Here is a 13,975-nt window from a genome sequence, read left to right as displayed (position 1 = left end):
CGGCTCCTCGTCGCGAATGGCGTCCGCCTGCCCTTTCCGACTTTATCCCGCCCGCAGCCCCTAGCAAGCGCGCTAAGCCTCCCGCTTCCTGCGTCTTTCGTACAGCATGACCATGGTCTCGGCGACCAGCGCCGAGTTCTCCTCGCCCTCGATCTCCATCGTGTTGGTGGCGGTCATCAGATATTGGCCCGGCCCCTTGTCCTCCATCGCCAGCAAGGTCGTGCGCAGCCTGACGCGCGCCCCGGCCTTGACCGGCGCCAGGAACCGCACATGATTGATGCCATAGTTGAAGGCACCCTGCGTGTTGTCAGGCAGGATGCGCATATCCTGGATGAAGAAGCCGATCAGCGACAGCGAGAGATAGCCATGCGCGATCGTGGTGCGCAGCGGGCTCTTGCGGCGCGCCTGCTCGGCGTCGACATGGATCCACTGGTGATCGCCGGTGCATTGGGCAAACTGGTTGATTCGCTCCTGGCTGACGGTCACCCAGTCCGAGACCCCCAGTTCCTGACCGATCAATCCCCGCAATTCCTCGAATGTCGGCGCCGATTCCCGCATAGCCTTCCCTTGTCCGGTCTAACGCGCGCTTTATTAGCCGGTTGCGCGGCAATCGCAAGATTAGGAAGCAGTGCACAGGATTTCGGCGAGGCGGTGTTTGTTCGACCGTCAGCGGTAATCCGTCAATTTCCCAGCAACAGCCATTCCGCGCCGTAGAGCACGAGACCGGCCAGCCCGCCGATCAGCATGCCGTTGAAGCGGATATATTGAAGGTCGCGGCCGATGTTGAGTTCGATCAACCGGGTAAGCTGGGCAAGGTCCCATCGCTTCACCTGCTCGGCGATGAAACCCGATACGCCGCTCTTCTGGCTTTCGACGAAGGCCGCCAGCGACACCACGAACCCCTTGTTCATGTCGGCGCGGATATCGGGATCGCTGGCGAGGTGCCGCCCGACGCTGACGAACATGCCGGCCAGATGGGTGCGAATCGCCGAGCGCGGCGCCGCCAGATCCTTCTCGATCATCGCCCGCACCCCGCTCCACAATTCGCCGGCGAGCGACCGCAGTTCCGGCCGGGCGAGCAAATCGCGCTTCAGCGCCTCGGCGCGCTCGGCATAATCCCGCGAATCGCGCAGCCGCGCGACAAAACCCTCGACGAACCGGTCGAACTCGCGCCGCAGCGGATGGTCGGGATCGCCCTTGACGTCATCGAGGAAAGTCGCAGCCGAAGCGACGATCTTCTTCAAGAGATAGGCGTCGGCACGGAACAGGTTGAACAGCGACGGCAGTTCTGCGCGGATCTTTTCGCGCAGAGACTCGAGCGTCTTCTCGTCGCTGAAGGTTTTTGCCAGCGCGCCGGTAAGCTCGTCCAGCAGTTTTTGGTGCCGCCCTTCCGCCGTCACCGCCTGCAACAGCCCGGCGGCAAGCGGCGCGACCGGCACCTTGTCCACCTGCTCGGCAAGACGGCGCGCCGCGAAATCCTTCAGGCCGGATTGTTCGATCGCCGTCAGCGTCTGCGGCGCAAGCCGCGCCACGAAACTGGCAAGGTCCGCGGCGCGCTGTCGGTCCGACAGCCAGTCGGCCACGAGTGCCGCAAAATCCACCTCCTCCAGCTTTGCCCTGACCGGGCCGGGCGCAAGGAAATTCACTTCGATGAAGCGCCCGAGATTGTCGGCGATGCGCGCCTGGTTCTCCGGGATGATCGCGGTGTGCGGGATCGGCAGCCCGAGCGGCCGCCTGAACAGCGCCACCACCGCGTACCAGTCGGCAATGCCGCCGATGGTCGCCGCCTCGGCGAAGGCGGCGACGAAACCCAGCCACGGCCAGCGCGCCTGCAACAGCCGCGCCGCCACCAGAACCGCCAGGCACACGCACAGCGCCGACGTGGCATAAATCTTCGTCCGCCGCAGCACCGCCAGCTTTTCCGCCTCGCGCGATTCATCCGCCGGTATCTGCATTTCGGTATTCGCGGACATGCCAGCCTCAACCGTTATCAAGACAACGCGCCGGCCAAACCACGGCCCTGCGAATTCCATATAGGGACGTCGGGCAAAAACCCGGCTTTCCCGACATACATATTGGACCTGCTTCGCCAAAGGATGGCCCAGCCGATGCCATAGATCTCATGTGCAGGGTATCCAAAGGTCATTTACTTCGACCGTCGACGCCGCCCCCCTGTCGTCATGACCGACATCTCTCTCCACCAACCCCTGCCTACGGCGCTCTGCGAACCAAATGCAGCAGGGCATCGCACTCGACCCACGTCGCACTCCGTCCAACACCCCTCATCCGACCTCGCTTCGCGAGGCCACCTTCTCCCACAAGGGGAGAAGGTGGAGCGCTGCCGCACCGTCTCTGCCAATCTCCAAAGTTAGCGATTGGAAGAGGCGGCAAACCCAGGCTCCGACCTTCTCCCCTTGTGGGAGAAGGTGGCCTCGCGAAGCGAGGTCGGATGAGGGGTGTTGGACGGCGTGCGGCGTGCCCGGCCGACCATAAACATCAAAAGCGGGGATGAAAAACGCTTCCGTCAGAAAATTTCTCCGTAAACTTCTTTTTGGCGGCCTCTAAACTCTTGAAACAATTGACCAGACCGTCCGTGTTGCTGGCATCGTTCATTAAATCTGCCATCGTTCCATCCCCACCCCTCCAAACCCGCGCGATAATCCCCATGGCCTGTGCTGGAAGGAAGCAGCGATGGACTGGAATGCGGCAGTCGACAAGAACCGGGAAGCGCTGAAGCGTGTGCTCACCATGCTCGTCGCCATGGCCGGGCTAGGCGCCGGGGGACAGTTTCCTTTCTTTCGGCAGGAAGGCCGAAGCAGTCCAGAAGTCGCGCGGGCCGAAAAACGTAAACTGTCCCCGGCACTTACCCTGCCCCGACACCTGCATCGCGCCATCGCAAAACTGCTGCGGCCGGCCGAGGCGGCGGTGCGGCGGCTGATCATCGTGGCCGCGCGTAGGCTCGTGATAACCTTGCCGCCAGCGCGTCCGCGAAAACCGAAGCCGAAACCCATGGAGCCGCTGCTGCGCGGCTTCGGCATCGCCGTCACCGTGTCGCGGGACGAACTCAGGCGCATCGCGGCTGCCCGGCGGGCCGCCGAGATCCGCGCCGCCCGCCCGAAAAAACCAAGCCTGCCGCTGTTCGATCCACTGCGGCCCTGGAGCGTCCGCCCGTGGCCAGTGGCAGCCGATGGCGCATCATCAGGTACCGGCATGCCGTTCCGCCGCCTGCCTGCCGACGATCCGGTCGACGCGACGCGGATTTCCCTGCGCCTGCAAGCGCTGGCCGCCGCCCTCGACGACCTGCCGGGGCAGGCAAAACGGTTTGCCCGCTGGCGGGCGCGCAAAGAGGCGGCGGCCGCGAAGGAAAAGCTGCGCCAGGAGGCGGGGATCGCGCCGTTCAGGCGAACCGGCAAGGCGGTGCGGGCTCGCCGCGTATGGCCGCTGAAACCCGGCCGCCCGCCCGGCTGGCGACCAAAATCCACCCATGAGGTGCAGGACGTGCTGGAGGTCGTCCATGGGCTGGCGCAATGGGCGATGGAGAAACCGGACACGTCCTGACGGCGGCGCTATTCCGGATGAGACACCGGCCAGGGGCGCGCGACGCGAGCAGATTTTCCGCGGCATGGCGGCGATCCGTGCTGCCCACACGGCGGCTGCGATGCGTCTGGCCAAGCCTGCCAAACCCGCTCTCAACCAAAAACATGACAAAAAAATTCAAGTAATTAACTGTCTTGTCTGGAATTATTCCAAACTATAGGCCATATTGAGCCAACGAATGCGTGTGCCGAAGGAGCCATCATGCGACTGACACGCCAGACCAACTACGCCATGCGCATCCTGATGTATTGCGCGGCCAATGACGGGCGGCTGAGCCGGATTCCGGAGATCGCGGAGGCGTATACCGTTTCCGAGCTCTTCCTGTTCAAGATCCTGCAGCCGCTGGTCGAGAACGGCCTTGTCGAGACGGTGCGCGGCCGCAACGGCGGCGTACGGCTCGGACGCGCCGCCGACAAGATCAATCTCTTCGACGTCGTGCGCGTCACCGAGGAGAGTTTTGCGATGGCGGAGTGTTTCGAGAACGATGCCGCGGAATGCCCGCTCATCGACAGCTGCGCGTTGAATGCGGCGCTGCGCGAGGCGCTGAACGCTTTCTTCGCGGTGCTGGAAAGCTACACGATCGCCGACCTCGTCAAGTCGCGCGGCAACGTGCGCTCGCTGCTGGGCATCGAAGCGCTGGCGCCGGTCCGCGCTCCGGCGGCCTGAAAACCGTCACAGCGCCACCGACTGCGGCAAGACGAAGGGGATGTTGCCCACGGGCAGCGCCCCTACCCTCAGCCGGCAGTCGAACACGCTCTCGATCAGTTCGTCGCTGAGCACGTCGCCCGGCCCACCCGAGGCGGCGACACGGCCGCGATGCATGACGAAGATACGGTCGGCATACATGGCCGTCAGATTGAGGTCGTGCAGGATCGCCACCACGCCGCCGCCACGGCGGGCGTAGTCGCGGGCGATGTCCATGATAACCAGCTGGTGCTTGATGTCGAGGCTGGAGACCGGCTCGTCGAGGAAGAGGTAGCGCGGCCGCCCTTCGAGAACCGGCACCCAGACTTGGCAGAGCACGCGGGCAAGCTGCACACGCTGCTGCTCGCCGCCGGAAAGCTCCTGGTAGAAACGCCCGCCGAATCCGGCGAGGTCGACCTTGGCCAGCGCCCGGTCCGGCAGGCGCTCCGCCTCACCGGCCAGCGCTCCCGAGCGGCCTCCCATCAGGCCAAGCCGCACGATCTCGCGCACCGTGAACGGAAAAGCGAGCTGCGTCGACTGCGGCAGCACCGCGCGCAGTCCGGCGGCTTCGCGCGGCGTCATGCGGGCGATCTCGTGCCCCTCCAGCGTGATGCTGCCGCGATACGGCAGATCGCCGGTCAAGGCCTTGAGGAAGGTCGTCTTGCCGGAGCCGTTCGGCCCGACGATCGCGGTGATTTGCCCGGGCGCGGCGGAGAAGGTGACGCCCTCGACGATGCGCGTGGAGCCGATCGAGACGCTGACATCGCTGGCTTCGATCATCGTCGGCTCCGTCAGAGGTCCAGGATTCCGCGCTTGCGCAGCAGGATCCAGAGGAAGAAGGGACCGCCTGCCGCCGCCGTGATGATGCCGATCGGCAGTTCCGCCGGCGCCACGATGGTGCGGCTGAGCGCATCGGCGAGCAGCAGCAGGCAGGCGCCGAGCAGCGCCGAGCACGGCAGCAGGAAGCGGTTGTCCGGGCCGATCAGCAGGCGCAGCAGGTGCGGCACGATGATGCCGACGAAGGCGATGCCGCCGCTGACCGCGACCGAAGCGCCGGTCGCCGCCGACACGACGAGGATTGCCGCGTGCTTCAGCCGCTGCACCGGCACGCCGAGATAGGTGGCGCTGGATTCACCCAGCGCCAGGGCATTCAGCCCGCGCGCGAAAAATGGCGTGACGGCGAGCGCCGTGACCACGATCGAACCGGCGGCAAAGACTTTCGTCCACGTCGCGCCGGCGAGCGAGCCGAGCGCCCAGAAGGTCAGGTCGCGCAACTGCCGGTCGTCGGCGGTGAAGACCAGCAGGCCGGTCAGCGCGGTCGCCATGGCGCCGAGCGCGATGCCGGCGAGCAGCATGGTGGCGATCGAGGTCTGGCCGCGCCGCGTCGCCACCTTGTAGAGCACCAGCGTCACCGCGAGGCTGCCGAAGAACGCCGCCAGCGGCAAGGCGTAGATGCCTAACAGCGCGGTCACCGGCGCCAGCGCCGTGGTGCCGAGCACGATGATCGACACGGCGCCGAGACCGGCGCCGGCCGAAACCCCGACGATGCCCGGATCGGCGAGCGGGTTTCGGAACAGCCCCTGCATCACCGCGCCCGAGACGGCGAGGCCGGCGCCGACCATGATGCCCATGGCGACGCGCGGCAGCCGGATGTCGTAGATGATGATGCGGTCGCGCTCGGTGAGCACGTCGCCGCCGGTCCCCCGCAGCAGCCAGTCCTTCAGCACGGCAAAGGCAGATGCGTCGGACGCGCCGGAAGAGACGCCGAACCCCGCCGTCAGCACCAGCGCAATGCAAAGCAGGATCAGGACGAGCTGCGCGCGCTGCGAACGGTCGCCCGCCGCTCCCGCGGAACCGCTCATCGCCGCCGCCGCGGCGGCCGTACCGGACGACATTCCCGCACGCCTATTGCTTGATCGCGTCGCCATAGAGCGCGACGGCAAGGTCGCGCACGGCATCGGCGGTCCGCGGCCCGAAGCCGAGCAGATAGGCGCCGCCCATGCGCACGAACCGCCGCTGCTCGCCGGCCGGCGTCGACTGGATCGCCGGAAGCGAGAACAGTTGCGCCTCGGTCGCCGCATGATCCTCGCTGCCGCCCCTGTTCATCATCAGGATGAGGTCGGGTTTTGCGGTGATGATCGATTCGTCCGAAAGCTGTCGATAACCCTCGAACCCCTCGATGGCGTTCACGCCGCCGGCAAGCCGGATGATTCCGTCCGCGGCCGTGTTGCTGCCGGAGCCGAGGATCTTGCCGTCCTGCACGCTCAGCACGAACAGGATGCGCTTGCGTTCCGGAATGCCGGCGGTCAGCGCTTCCGCCGCCTTCAGGTCGGCATCCACCTTGGCGGCGAGTTCGGCCGCCTTCGCATCGGCGCCGATCGCCTTGCCGACCACGGAGATCTTGTCGAGGATGCCCTGATGCCCAAATTCGTCGGGCACCTCGATATAGGGAACGCTCGCCTTCTTTAGCACGTCGACCGCTTCCTTGGGACCGCTGCCCTGCAGCGCCAGGATGGCGTTCGGCTTCACCGACAGCACGCCTTCCGGCGACAGCGCCCGCATGTAGCCGACATCGGGCAGGCTGAAGGCCGCCTCGGGATAGACGCTGGTCGAATCACGGGCGACCAGCCGCTTCTCCTCGCCGAGTGCATAGACGATCTCGGTGATCGATCCGCCGACGGCGACGATGCGGTTCGGATCCGGGAAAACGCTTATGCCTTCGGTTGCCTGCGCGGACACGCACCCCGCCGCCGAAAACAGCACGGCGGCGAACAGGCGGCGCAGCGGCAAACCGCCAAGTCGGAACGATGTCATGTCAAAACTTTCACGCGGCGGTGGAACAGGGAATGCGGGGGAGGTTTTCGGCCAGGAACCGCCAGTCCTCGCGCTCCCCCTCGCCTTCATGGCGCTTGCCGAAGAACTGGATGATCAGCCGCCCTTCGTCATCATAAGCCTCGACCGAGGTCACGTGCCCGTCCTTGGTCGGCTTGCGCACCGCCCAGGTCTCGCGGATATGGTCGAGGCGCAGATGCAGGTGAAAGGTCTCGTCGAGGACGTTGATCCACGGCCCCATCGGCTTGACCGAGGCGATCGGCCCGGAATGGATCTGGATGCAGCCGCGGCTGCCGACGAAACACATGATCGGTATCGCGTCCTGGGTGGCGAGGTTCATCAATGCCGCCACTGCGTCGCCATCGAGCCGCCACGCCAGATTCGGTCCCGCCAGATGCATCGCCCGCCGTCGGCTGATCTTCAGCGCGCGCAGCATGCCGAAGAACTGGTGCGTGTCGGTCAGCTTGTGCCAGCGCTCGCGCAACGCGTCCGGCGACACGGTCTCGTCGTCCGGCTCCGCCTTCGCCTCATCGACTTCGATATCGATGGACGTCGACTGGTCCGCCGATCCCAGCGAGGCGACCAGCTTCTGGTAGGCATAGAGGTTGGAACCGGGACGCAGATGCACCTTGTGTACCGCCTCGCCGGCCGCATCGAAGAATTGCAGGCTGCGCCTGATGTCGCCGCCATCGCGTTTCTCGACGGCAAAGCCGTGCGCCCAGACTTTGGGGAAGATGCGCAGGTCGATGTCGGCGCCCAGCACGATGGCGCTGTGCTCGCCCGGAAAGACCTTGTCGTAGACGCCGATCTTCTCGTGCACCGCGCTGTCGTTGCGGGTCAGCGCCATGACCTCGCCCACCGATTCCAGGCCGGTGAGCAGGTCATTGACGCGCGGCTCGACGCGCATGACGCCGAGGCCGCAATGCGCCGCCACCAGTTCAGCCTCCGAAATGCCGAGCTGGATCGCGAGGTCTCGCTCGCGCATCTTCGAATTGTCGTCCCGCGCTCGCCGGATTTCCTCCGGCGACGGCTTCACCCGCTGATCCATGTCTGTCCTACTTGTTGAGAATGAGCTTGCCCTGCCGGGTGATCTTCAGCCGATACAATGAGCCGGCATGGTCGATGCCAATCTCGAATTCGCCCTGGAAGAGCGACTGGCTGGTCAGCGTGCGCACCGCGGCGGGGCGCCGGAATTCCGGACGCTGCACCGATTCGGTGGGATACGGACGTGCGCGGAAGAAACCGTTTGGATTGTGCGTGTTCATCTCGATCGACCCTCTCTGTCGCCGGGGTTCCGCCACGGCCGGTCTGTCGGAAATCATCACCCGTTATCTTGACTTAAAATATCATGTTTTATAGGGAGTGCAATACCGGACAAAATAAGTCAACATATTTGACGGGCAACATCGAAATGCCAGCCAGCCTCCCAGCCAGCCCGCATTCCACACATGCATGCAGGAGTTTGGACCATGGGGGCTGTCGGCTTGGGGCACGACAATCGGGACAAGGGGCGTCGGGCTGACGCTTTCCAGATGAAAAGAAGAATCGCGCTGCTGGCCGGCGTGGCGTCGCTGACGCTGATCGGCGCGCCTGCCTGGGCGCAGCAACAACCGCTGCCGGCCCAGGAACAGCCTGCCGCCACCCAGACGACGCCGGAAGAAGCGAAGACAAACGCCGAAGGCAACACCGTGCTCGACCAGATCACGGTCGTCAGCAGGACCGGCGAGACGGCGATCGACACGCTGGCCTCCGTCAGCCATGTCGACCAGGAACAGCTCGACCGCCGCATGGCGGTGACGGCCAGCGACGTCTTCTTCGGCATGCCGGGCGTCACCGCCCAGACCGACGCCAAGCGCGGCGCCACCAGCATCAACATCCGCGGCCTGCAGGATTTCGGCCGCGTCGCCGTCATCGTCGACGGCGCCCGACAGGATTTCCAGCGCTCCGGCCACGGAACCCAGTCCACCTTCTTCATCGATCCCGAGCTGCTGCAGGAGGTCGACGTGATTCGCGGCCCGGTCGCCAACACCTACGGCTCCGGCGCCATCGGCGGCGTGGTGGTCTTCGAAACCAAGGACGCGGAGGATTTCCTGCGTCCCGGCGAGACCTGGGCCGCCTCGACGACCGGCCGCTTCGACACGAATGGTGAGGGTTTGACCACCAGCGCGACGGCCGCCTACAAATTCAACGATGCCGTCGACGTGCTCGGCAACATCGTCTACCGCAATTTCAACGACTACAAGGACGGCAACGGCGACGATGTCTCCGGTACCGGCTTCGACGTGCTGAGCGGCCTGATGAAGAGCACCATCCGCCCCAGCGACAACAGCGAGCTCAAGCTCGGCTGGATCGGCAACAATGAAAACTGGTCGGAAGGCTCCGGCGCCTACGACGTCGACGTGGGCCAGAATACCTTTACCGGCCGCTACAACATCACCGACGACGACAAGAGCTGGCTCGACCTGCATGTCAACCTGTCGGCCAACCTGGCCAAAATGGACCAGACCTATAATAGGGACGTGCAGCGCTACAGCTCCGTAACCGGCCAGCCGATCCTGGTCCCGAAAGGCGCACGGACCAGCTACGATCTCGACACCTACGGCATCGACCTGTGGAACACCTCGCGCTTCGAGACCGGTCCCATCTCGCACGAACTGACCTATGGTGGCGACTGGGTAACCGACGACGTCGTGACGACCAGCCCCGAGGGCGGCGGCGACACCTACACGCCATCGGGCAAGCGTCGCGTGTCCGGCGCCTATATCCAGGAGAAGCTCACCTACGAGTGGCTGGAGATCATCGGTGCGCTCCGCTACGACAGCTACAAGCTGCACGATGATGACAATGAGGTCTCCGGCGACCGGCTGTCGCCGCGCATCACCGTCGGCGTCTCGCCCTTCCAGAGCATGGGACTGGAGGGCCTGCAGCTCTACGGCACCTACGCGGAAGGCTACCGCTCGCCGTCGATCACGGAGACGCTGATGACCGGCCTGCACCCGAACGGCGTGGTTTTCCCGTTCCTGCCCAATCCGAGCCTCAAGCCCGAGACCGCGCACACCGTGGAATTCGGCGTCAACTATGCGCAGGACGGGCTGATCCAGGCGGATGACCGGCTGCGCATCAAGACGGCCTATTTCAACAACGACATCGACGACTACATCGGCGGTAACGACTCGATCCCGGCGGGTTCGCCGGGCTGCCCGTTCCTTCCGCTTCCGCCCGTCTGGGTGGGCGGGCCCTACGTGCCGATCTGTTTCCAGTACCAGAACTATGCCAACGCCAAGATCGAGGGCTTCGAGTTCGAGAGCGTTTATGACGCAAGCTGGGGTTTTGCCGGCCTCACGGCCTCGATCATAAACGGTCATACCGTTTCATACTCAGGCGTGCGCGAGGACCTGAGCACGATCCCCTCCTCGCAGGTCACCGGCCAGCTCGGCTTCCGCTTCTTCGAGGACAAGCTGACCGTCGGTGGAGAGGTCCAGTACAACGGCAAGCCGAAGGGCAACCCGACCGCCGAGGACTATACGCTGGTGAACCTGTTCGCCAGCTACCAGCCTAACGAGGACTTCCGCATGGACTTCCGCGTCGACAATTTGTTCAACGAGAACTACGTCAACCCGCTGAACGCCTCGACCACCACGCCGGTCTACGAGCCGGGCATCTCGTTGAAGCTCGCCGCCACGATGCGTTTCGGGGGCTGAGGTTGCAACGCTCGGCCCCAACAAAAACCCTGTTCCTGGCGGCGGCGCTTGCCGCCGCCAGCGGGATCGCAACGGCGCAGGAACAGGCCGCAAAACCTGCCCTGGCGCTCGAACTCAACGCCGCGCAGCCCTCCCAGAAAGGCTGCCGGCTGACCTTCGTCGTCGCCAACGGCCTCGGCGCCGAGCTTTCGAAGGCGGCCTTCGAGATCGCCCTGTTCAACGAGGTCGGCGTTGTCGATACGCTGACCGTTCTCGACTTCAAGGAACTGCCGGCTGGCAAAACCAAGGTGACGCGGTTCGACCTGCCGGGGCTGGACTGCGCCAAGATCAGCCGCGTGCTGGTCAACCGGGCCACGGACTGCGCCGGAGAAGGCATCGACCCGACCGCCTGCATGCGCCAGCTCGTGCCGAGCACCAAGTCGCAGATCACCTTTGGCGTTTGATCGCCTGTCCCGTGCACGGGGCAAGCGGCGAAACATGCCCTGCCCCGACCGCCGGGCGCTCATGGCAACGGACCTCCCGTCGCCATGGGCGCCCGTCTCTCGCTTCACAAGGAACCAGACCTTGAACCTTCTGCCTTTGCACAGGCTGGCCGCCCACCGCGGCGACGGCCTCGACCCAAAAATGCTCGACCTGCTCGCGCGGCGCGAACAGCTTGCCGCCGCCGGCCCGAACGTCGAAGAGCTTGCGCGCCATCGTGCCGCCACGCATATGCAGGCTGGCCCCAATCCGGCCGCGCCTGCATCTGCCGATCTGCCGGAAGGCGCCATCCGCTTTCCGGCCAGGCCGGCCCCAAGAAACGCCGCCCGCGGCGTCATATCCTGACAGGCAACAAAGGAACAAAGCCATGTACATAGCCATGAACCGCTTCAAGGTGCAGCAAGGGTCCGAGGAGGCGTTCGAGGACGTCTGGAAGGGCCGCGATTCGAAGCTCAACGAGATGAAGGGATTTCGCGAGTTCCACCTGCTGCGCGGCCCGGTGAACGAGGCGGAAGGCTACACGCTGTTCGCCTCGCACACCGTGTGGGAAAGCCATGACGATTTCGTCGCCTGGACGCAGTCGGAAAACTTCCGCGCCGCCCACCGCAACGCCGGCCAGAACAAGCCGCTCTATATCGGCCACCCTCAATTCGAGGGCTTCTCGGTCGTCGAGGGAGCCTGACGATGCAGCCCGGCTCCGATCCGGCGCGCTCGATTCCCATCCTGCCGTCGCCGGATATTTCGGAGACCCGGGCCTTCTATCGCGACCGTCTCGGCTTCGAGACGGTCGCGCCGGGCATGGGCGCCTACCTTATCGTCCGGCGCGGCGAGATCGAAATCCATTTCTGGCTGACGCCGGACCGCGACCTGCCAAAAGTCTCGTCGTGCTATATCCGCGGTGGCAAGGTTCCCCTATTGCACGCCGAGTTCTCGGAACGCGGCGTGCCGGGCCTGACGCCGTTCACCGTGCGACCGTGGAACATGAAGGAATTCTATATCCACGACCCGCACGGCAATCTGCTGCGCTTCGGCTGCAGTCCCGAGGAAGCCTGACCCGACCCGGTGTTCGGCAAAGGCTTGTGGGGAAACCATGCTCGTCGCCCTGGATCGCTATCCTATCTCCGAAGCGGCAACAGCCGCAGTCTCACGCGTCCGGGATCGACAGTGATCAGGGCACCCTCGGTAAGCTCTGCTTCCATTTGTCGGATGGCTCGAAACACAGGCGATCCGATCGCTTTTGGGCTGACGTCATCGGAACGAACCTGGACGACGCTTGGCCACCCACCTTGGGTAGCGGCCAGAATCGAACTGAAGTCCAAATCGTGTGTCAGCACGACATAGCCTTCGGAGCTTGCATAGGCCATGATTTCCCTGTCGGAAGCATTTGGCGGGCCTAGCGTCGACCAATGCGCAGCCTCCAATCCGGCCTCTTTCAAATAATCGGCCCAACGCGGCGACAGATTCATGTCGACGAGAATCTTCATGCACTGGCCAGCACGACTTCCCGTTCTTCGGCCCGCCAGGCCGCGTAGCGCAGCGCCTGCATGACGTCTTCGCGCTCCAGATACGGGAAATCCGCGAGAACCTCCTCGATGCTGTGGCCGGCGCTGATCTGCCCTACCACCATTCCCACCGTCACACGCATGCCGCGAATGCAGGCCTTGCCACCCATGGTGCCGGGGTGCTGGGTGATGCGGTCAAGCGGTTCCATGAAAATATCCTGTCCGGAGCGACTTCTTCAGTGGCGGAACTGATTATGCACTGTCTGCGCGCATGATCCAAATTTCGCTCGGCGACAAACGAGTCCACCCGAAGCGCGCCGCGCTTCAGTGACCAAGGAATTCCACCAGCTTGGGGATGACCTGCTCCGGCGCCTCGTCGATCAGCCAATGGCCGGAGCCTTTGACCACGACGCCCTCGACATTGTCGGCGACCAGCCTGCCCTGGACGATCAGGAAATCGCCCGAGGCTTTTTCCCCGGTCAGCACCAGCATCGGCATCGCCAGTTTCGTCCTGGCAAAGTCGGCGAAATCCTTGCCGTCCTGCTCGAAGGCGCGAAACACCTCGAAGCCGGCGCGCATCGCGCCCGGCTGCGCGTAGGACGCCGCATAGAACTGCCGGTCGCTTTCAGACACGGAACGCTGCGGGTCGGCGGCGAAATCGTTCCAGAAGTGCTCGAAATAGATGCGCTCGCGGCCCTCGACCAGCGCCAGCGGCGTCTTGCCATAGAAGTGGAAATGCCAGAGGTCGCGCAGCAGCCAGACATTGTGCCAGTCGCCGACGCCCGGCAGGAACGCATCCATCAGTGCGATCCGCTCGATCTCGGCCGGGTATTGTGCTGCGTAGGCATAGGCGACCATCAGCCCGATATCGTGGCCGGCAAGCCGCACCTTGCCGAGCCCGAGCACTTCAACGAGGGCGTGGATGTCCGCGGCCATCGTCTTCTTGTCATAACCACTTTCCGGCCTCGCCGACTGGCCGAAACCGCGCAGGTCGGGAGCAATGACGAGATTGGTCTTGGCCAGTTCGGCGATCAGCGGCCGCCACATATGGCTGTTCTGCGCATAGCCGTGCAACAGGACGACCGGGTCGCCCTTTCCGGCGGTGAGATAGTGCAAGCGCACGCCTGCAGCGTCGACGAAACGGCTTTCGATTTCGGTTGTCTGCGAGGGACTGGACAT

At 64.6% G+C, this 13,975-nt stretch carries 19 protein-coding genes; 8 read left to right on the top strand and 11 right to left on the bottom strand.

What is annotated here, in order from left to right; genetic code table 11:
* Positions 1-72: 72 nt before the first annotated feature.
* From ACSBOB_RS16450 to ACSBOB_RS16440, 3 genes are all read right to left on the bottom strand, one after another.
* Positions 73-558, bottom strand: coding sequence for a MaoC family dehydratase (locus ACSBOB_RS16450; protein ID WP_442583451.1), 486 nt, complete (start codon positions 556-558; stop codon positions 73-75).
* Between the two features lie 122 nt (positions 559-680).
* On the bottom strand, positions 681-1,973 hold the full coding sequence (locus ACSBOB_RS16445) for a DUF445 domain-containing protein (protein ID WP_442583450.1): 1,293 nt from the start codon (positions 1,971-1,973) through the stop codon (positions 681-683).
* A gap of 523 nt (positions 1,974-2,496) precedes the next feature.
* The gene (locus ACSBOB_RS16440) at positions 2,497-2,625 is read right to left on the bottom strand and encodes a hypothetical protein (protein WP_442583449.1); all 129 of its coding nucleotides are present in this window, start codon (positions 2,623-2,625) and stop codon (positions 2,497-2,499) included.
* Between the two features lie 66 nt (positions 2,626-2,691).
* Between ACSBOB_RS16440 and ACSBOB_RS16435 the strand changes: the two genes are divergently transcribed.
* Genes ACSBOB_RS16435 through rirA form a run of 3 tightly spaced genes read left to right on the top strand, consistent with a single transcriptional unit; the run spans position 2,692 to position 4,263 of the window.
* Positions 2,692-3,558: a hypothetical protein gene (locus ACSBOB_RS16435; protein WP_442583448.1), complete on the top strand. Its 867-nt coding sequence runs from the start codon at positions 2,692-2,694 to the stop codon at positions 3,556-3,558.
* The gene (locus ACSBOB_RS16430; protein ID WP_442583447.1) at positions 3,515-3,757 is read left to right on the top strand and encodes a hypothetical protein; all 243 of its coding nucleotides are present in this window, start codon (positions 3,515-3,517) and stop codon (positions 3,755-3,757) included. Before ACSBOB_RS16435 ends, ACSBOB_RS16430 begins: the two co-directional genes overlap by 44 nt.
* Positions 3,758-3,798: 41 nt before the next feature.
* Positions 3,799-4,263, top strand: a complete 465-nt coding sequence (gene rirA, locus ACSBOB_RS16425; RefSeq protein WP_442583446.1) for an iron-responsive transcriptional regulator RirA — start codon at positions 3,799-3,801, stop codon at positions 4,261-4,263.
* 6 nt (positions 4,264-4,269) lie between these two features.
* Here the strand turns inward: rirA and ACSBOB_RS16420 are convergent, their stop codons facing one another.
* Genes ACSBOB_RS16420 through hemP form a run of 5 tightly spaced genes read right to left on the bottom strand, consistent with a single transcriptional unit; the run spans position 4,270 to position 8,378 of the window.
* A complete protein-coding gene (locus ACSBOB_RS16420) occupies positions 4,270-5,061 on the bottom strand; it encodes a heme ABC transporter ATP-binding protein (protein WP_442583445.1) in 792 nt (263 codons plus the stop codon).
* Positions 5,062-5,072: 11 nt separating this feature from the next.
* Complete coding sequence (locus ACSBOB_RS16415) at positions 5,073-6,176, bottom strand: FecCD family ABC transporter permease (protein ID WP_442583444.1); 1,104 nt, start codon at positions 6,174-6,176, stop codon at positions 5,073-5,075.
* 10 nt (positions 6,177-6,186) lie between these two features.
* The gene (locus tag ACSBOB_RS16410; RefSeq protein ID WP_442583443.1) at positions 6,187-7,095 is read right to left on the bottom strand and encodes a heme/hemin ABC transporter substrate-binding protein; all 909 of its coding nucleotides are present in this window, start codon (positions 7,093-7,095) and stop codon (positions 6,187-6,189) included.
* Positions 7,096-7,105: 10 nt separating this feature from the next.
* Positions 7,106-8,161: a hemin-degrading factor gene (locus ACSBOB_RS16405; protein WP_442583442.1), complete on the bottom strand. Its 1,056-nt coding sequence runs from the start codon at positions 8,159-8,161 to the stop codon at positions 7,106-7,108.
* Positions 8,162-8,168: 7 nt separating this feature from the next.
* The gene (hemP, locus tag ACSBOB_RS16400) at positions 8,169-8,378 is read right to left on the bottom strand and encodes a hemin uptake protein HemP (RefSeq protein WP_442583441.1); all 210 of its coding nucleotides are present in this window, start codon (positions 8,376-8,378) and stop codon (positions 8,169-8,171) included.
* Positions 8,379-8,645: 267 nt separating this feature from the next.
* On the opposite strand from hemP, the gene ACSBOB_RS16395 reads away from it, so the two are divergent.
* The 5 genes from ACSBOB_RS16395 to ACSBOB_RS16375 all read left to right on the top strand — a co-directional run bounded on the left by ACSBOB_RS16395 (position 8,646) and on the right by ACSBOB_RS16375 (position 12,347).
* The gene (locus ACSBOB_RS16395; protein WP_442583440.1) at positions 8,646-10,814 is read left to right on the top strand and encodes a TonB-dependent hemoglobin/transferrin/lactoferrin family receptor; all 2,169 of its coding nucleotides are present in this window, start codon (positions 8,646-8,648) and stop codon (positions 10,812-10,814) included.
* A gap of 2 nt (positions 10,815-10,816) precedes the next feature.
* Positions 10,817-11,257: a hypothetical protein gene (locus tag ACSBOB_RS16390; protein WP_442583439.1), complete on the top strand. Its 441-nt coding sequence runs from the start codon at positions 10,817-10,819 to the stop codon at positions 11,255-11,257.
* Positions 11,258-11,378: 121 nt separating this feature from the next.
* Complete coding sequence (locus ACSBOB_RS16385) at positions 11,379-11,639, top strand: hypothetical protein (protein WP_442583438.1); 261 nt, start codon at positions 11,379-11,381, stop codon at positions 11,637-11,639.
* 22 nt (positions 11,640-11,661) lie between these two features.
* The gene (locus ACSBOB_RS16380; protein ID WP_442583437.1) at positions 11,662-11,976 is read left to right on the top strand and encodes an antibiotic biosynthesis monooxygenase family protein; all 315 of its coding nucleotides are present in this window, start codon (positions 11,662-11,664) and stop codon (positions 11,974-11,976) included.
* A 2-nt stretch (positions 11,977-11,978) separates the two neighbouring features.
* A complete protein-coding gene (locus ACSBOB_RS16375) occupies positions 11,979-12,347 on the top strand; it encodes a bleomycin resistance protein (protein WP_442583436.1) in 369 nt (122 codons plus the stop codon).
* A gap of 62 nt (positions 12,348-12,409) precedes the next feature.
* On the opposite strand, the gene ACSBOB_RS16370 is transcribed toward ACSBOB_RS16375, so the two are convergent.
* From ACSBOB_RS16370 to ACSBOB_RS16360, 3 genes are all read right to left on the bottom strand, one after another.
* Positions 12,410-12,778, bottom strand: coding sequence for a DUF5615 family PIN-like protein (locus ACSBOB_RS16370; RefSeq protein ID WP_442583435.1), 369 nt, complete (start codon positions 12,776-12,778; stop codon positions 12,410-12,412).
* On the bottom strand, positions 12,775-13,005 hold the full coding sequence (locus ACSBOB_RS16365; RefSeq protein WP_442583434.1) for a DUF433 domain-containing protein: 231 nt from the start codon (positions 13,003-13,005) through the stop codon (positions 12,775-12,777). Before ACSBOB_RS16365 ends, ACSBOB_RS16370 begins: the two co-directional genes overlap by 4 nt.
* A 115-nt stretch (positions 13,006-13,120) precedes the next feature.
* Positions 13,121-13,975: an alpha/beta fold hydrolase gene (locus tag ACSBOB_RS16360; RefSeq protein ID WP_442583433.1), complete on the bottom strand. Its 855-nt coding sequence runs from the start codon at positions 13,973-13,975 to the stop codon at positions 13,121-13,123.

This window comes from Mesorhizobium sp. KACC 23794, from assembly GCF_052180275.1.
GTDB lineage: Bacteria > Pseudomonadota > Alphaproteobacteria > Rhizobiales > Rhizobiaceae > Kumtagia.
This window is presented reverse-complemented; position numbering and strand designations above follow the sequence as displayed.

Bases quoted from the DNA above. Each gene is read 5' to 3' on its own strand.
- ACSBOB_RS16380 (WP_442583437.1), top strand. From the start codon at position 11,662: ATGTACATAGCCATGAACCGCTTCAAGGTGCAGCAAGGGTCCGAGGAG.
- ACSBOB_RS16435 (WP_442583448.1), top strand. From the start codon at position 2,692: ATGGACTGGAATGCGGCAGTCGACAAGAACCGGGAAGCGCTGAAGCGT.
- ACSBOB_RS16440 (WP_442583449.1), bottom strand. From the start codon at position 2,625: ATGGCAGATTTAATGAACGATGCCAGCAACACGGACGGTCTGGTCAAT.
- ACSBOB_RS16410 (WP_442583443.1), bottom strand. From the start codon at position 7,095: ATGACATCGTTCCGACTTGGCGGTTTGCCGCTGCGCCGCCTGTTCGCC.
- ACSBOB_RS16430 (WP_442583447.1), top strand. From the start codon at position 3,515: ATGGGCTGGCGCAATGGGCGATGGAGAAACCGGACACGTCCTGACGGC.
- ACSBOB_RS16395 (WP_442583440.1), top strand. From the start codon at position 8,646: ATGAAAAGAAGAATCGCGCTGCTGGCCGGCGTGGCGTCGCTGACGCTG.
- ACSBOB_RS16365 (WP_442583434.1), bottom strand. From the start codon at position 13,005: ATGGAACCGCTTGACCGCATCACCCAGCACCCCGGCACCATGGGTGGC.
- ACSBOB_RS16445 (WP_442583450.1), bottom strand. From the start codon at position 1,973: ATGTCCGCGAATACCGAAATGCAGATACCGGCGGATGAATCGCGCGAG.
- ACSBOB_RS16405 (WP_442583442.1), bottom strand. From the start codon at position 8,161: ATGGATCAGCGGGTGAAGCCGTCGCCGGAGGAAATCCGGCGAGCGCGG.
- ACSBOB_RS16370 (WP_442583435.1), bottom strand. From the start codon at position 12,778: ATGAAGATTCTCGTCGACATGAATCTGTCGCCGCGTTGGGCCGATTAT.
- ACSBOB_RS16415 (WP_442583444.1), bottom strand. From the start codon at position 6,176: ATGTCGTCCGGTACGGCCGCCGCGGCGGCGGCGATGAGCGGTTCCGCG.
- ACSBOB_RS16375 (WP_442583436.1), top strand. From the start codon at position 11,979: ATGCAGCCCGGCTCCGATCCGGCGCGCTCGATTCCCATCCTGCCGTCG.
- ACSBOB_RS16450 (WP_442583451.1), bottom strand. From the start codon at position 558: ATGCGGGAATCGGCGCCGACATTCGAGGAATTGCGGGGATTGATCGGT.
- rirA (WP_442583446.1), top strand. From the start codon at position 3,799: ATGCGACTGACACGCCAGACCAACTACGCCATGCGCATCCTGATGTAT.
- hemP (WP_442583441.1), bottom strand. From the start codon at position 8,378: ATGAACACGCACAATCCAAACGGTTTCTTCCGCGCACGTCCGTATCCC.
- ACSBOB_RS16360 (WP_442583433.1), bottom strand. From the start codon at position 13,975: ATGTCCAGTCCCTCGCAGACAACCGAAATCGAAAGCCGTTTCGTCGAC.
- ACSBOB_RS16420 (WP_442583445.1), bottom strand. From the start codon at position 5,061: ATGATCGAAGCCAGCGATGTCAGCGTCTCGATCGGCTCCACGCGCATC.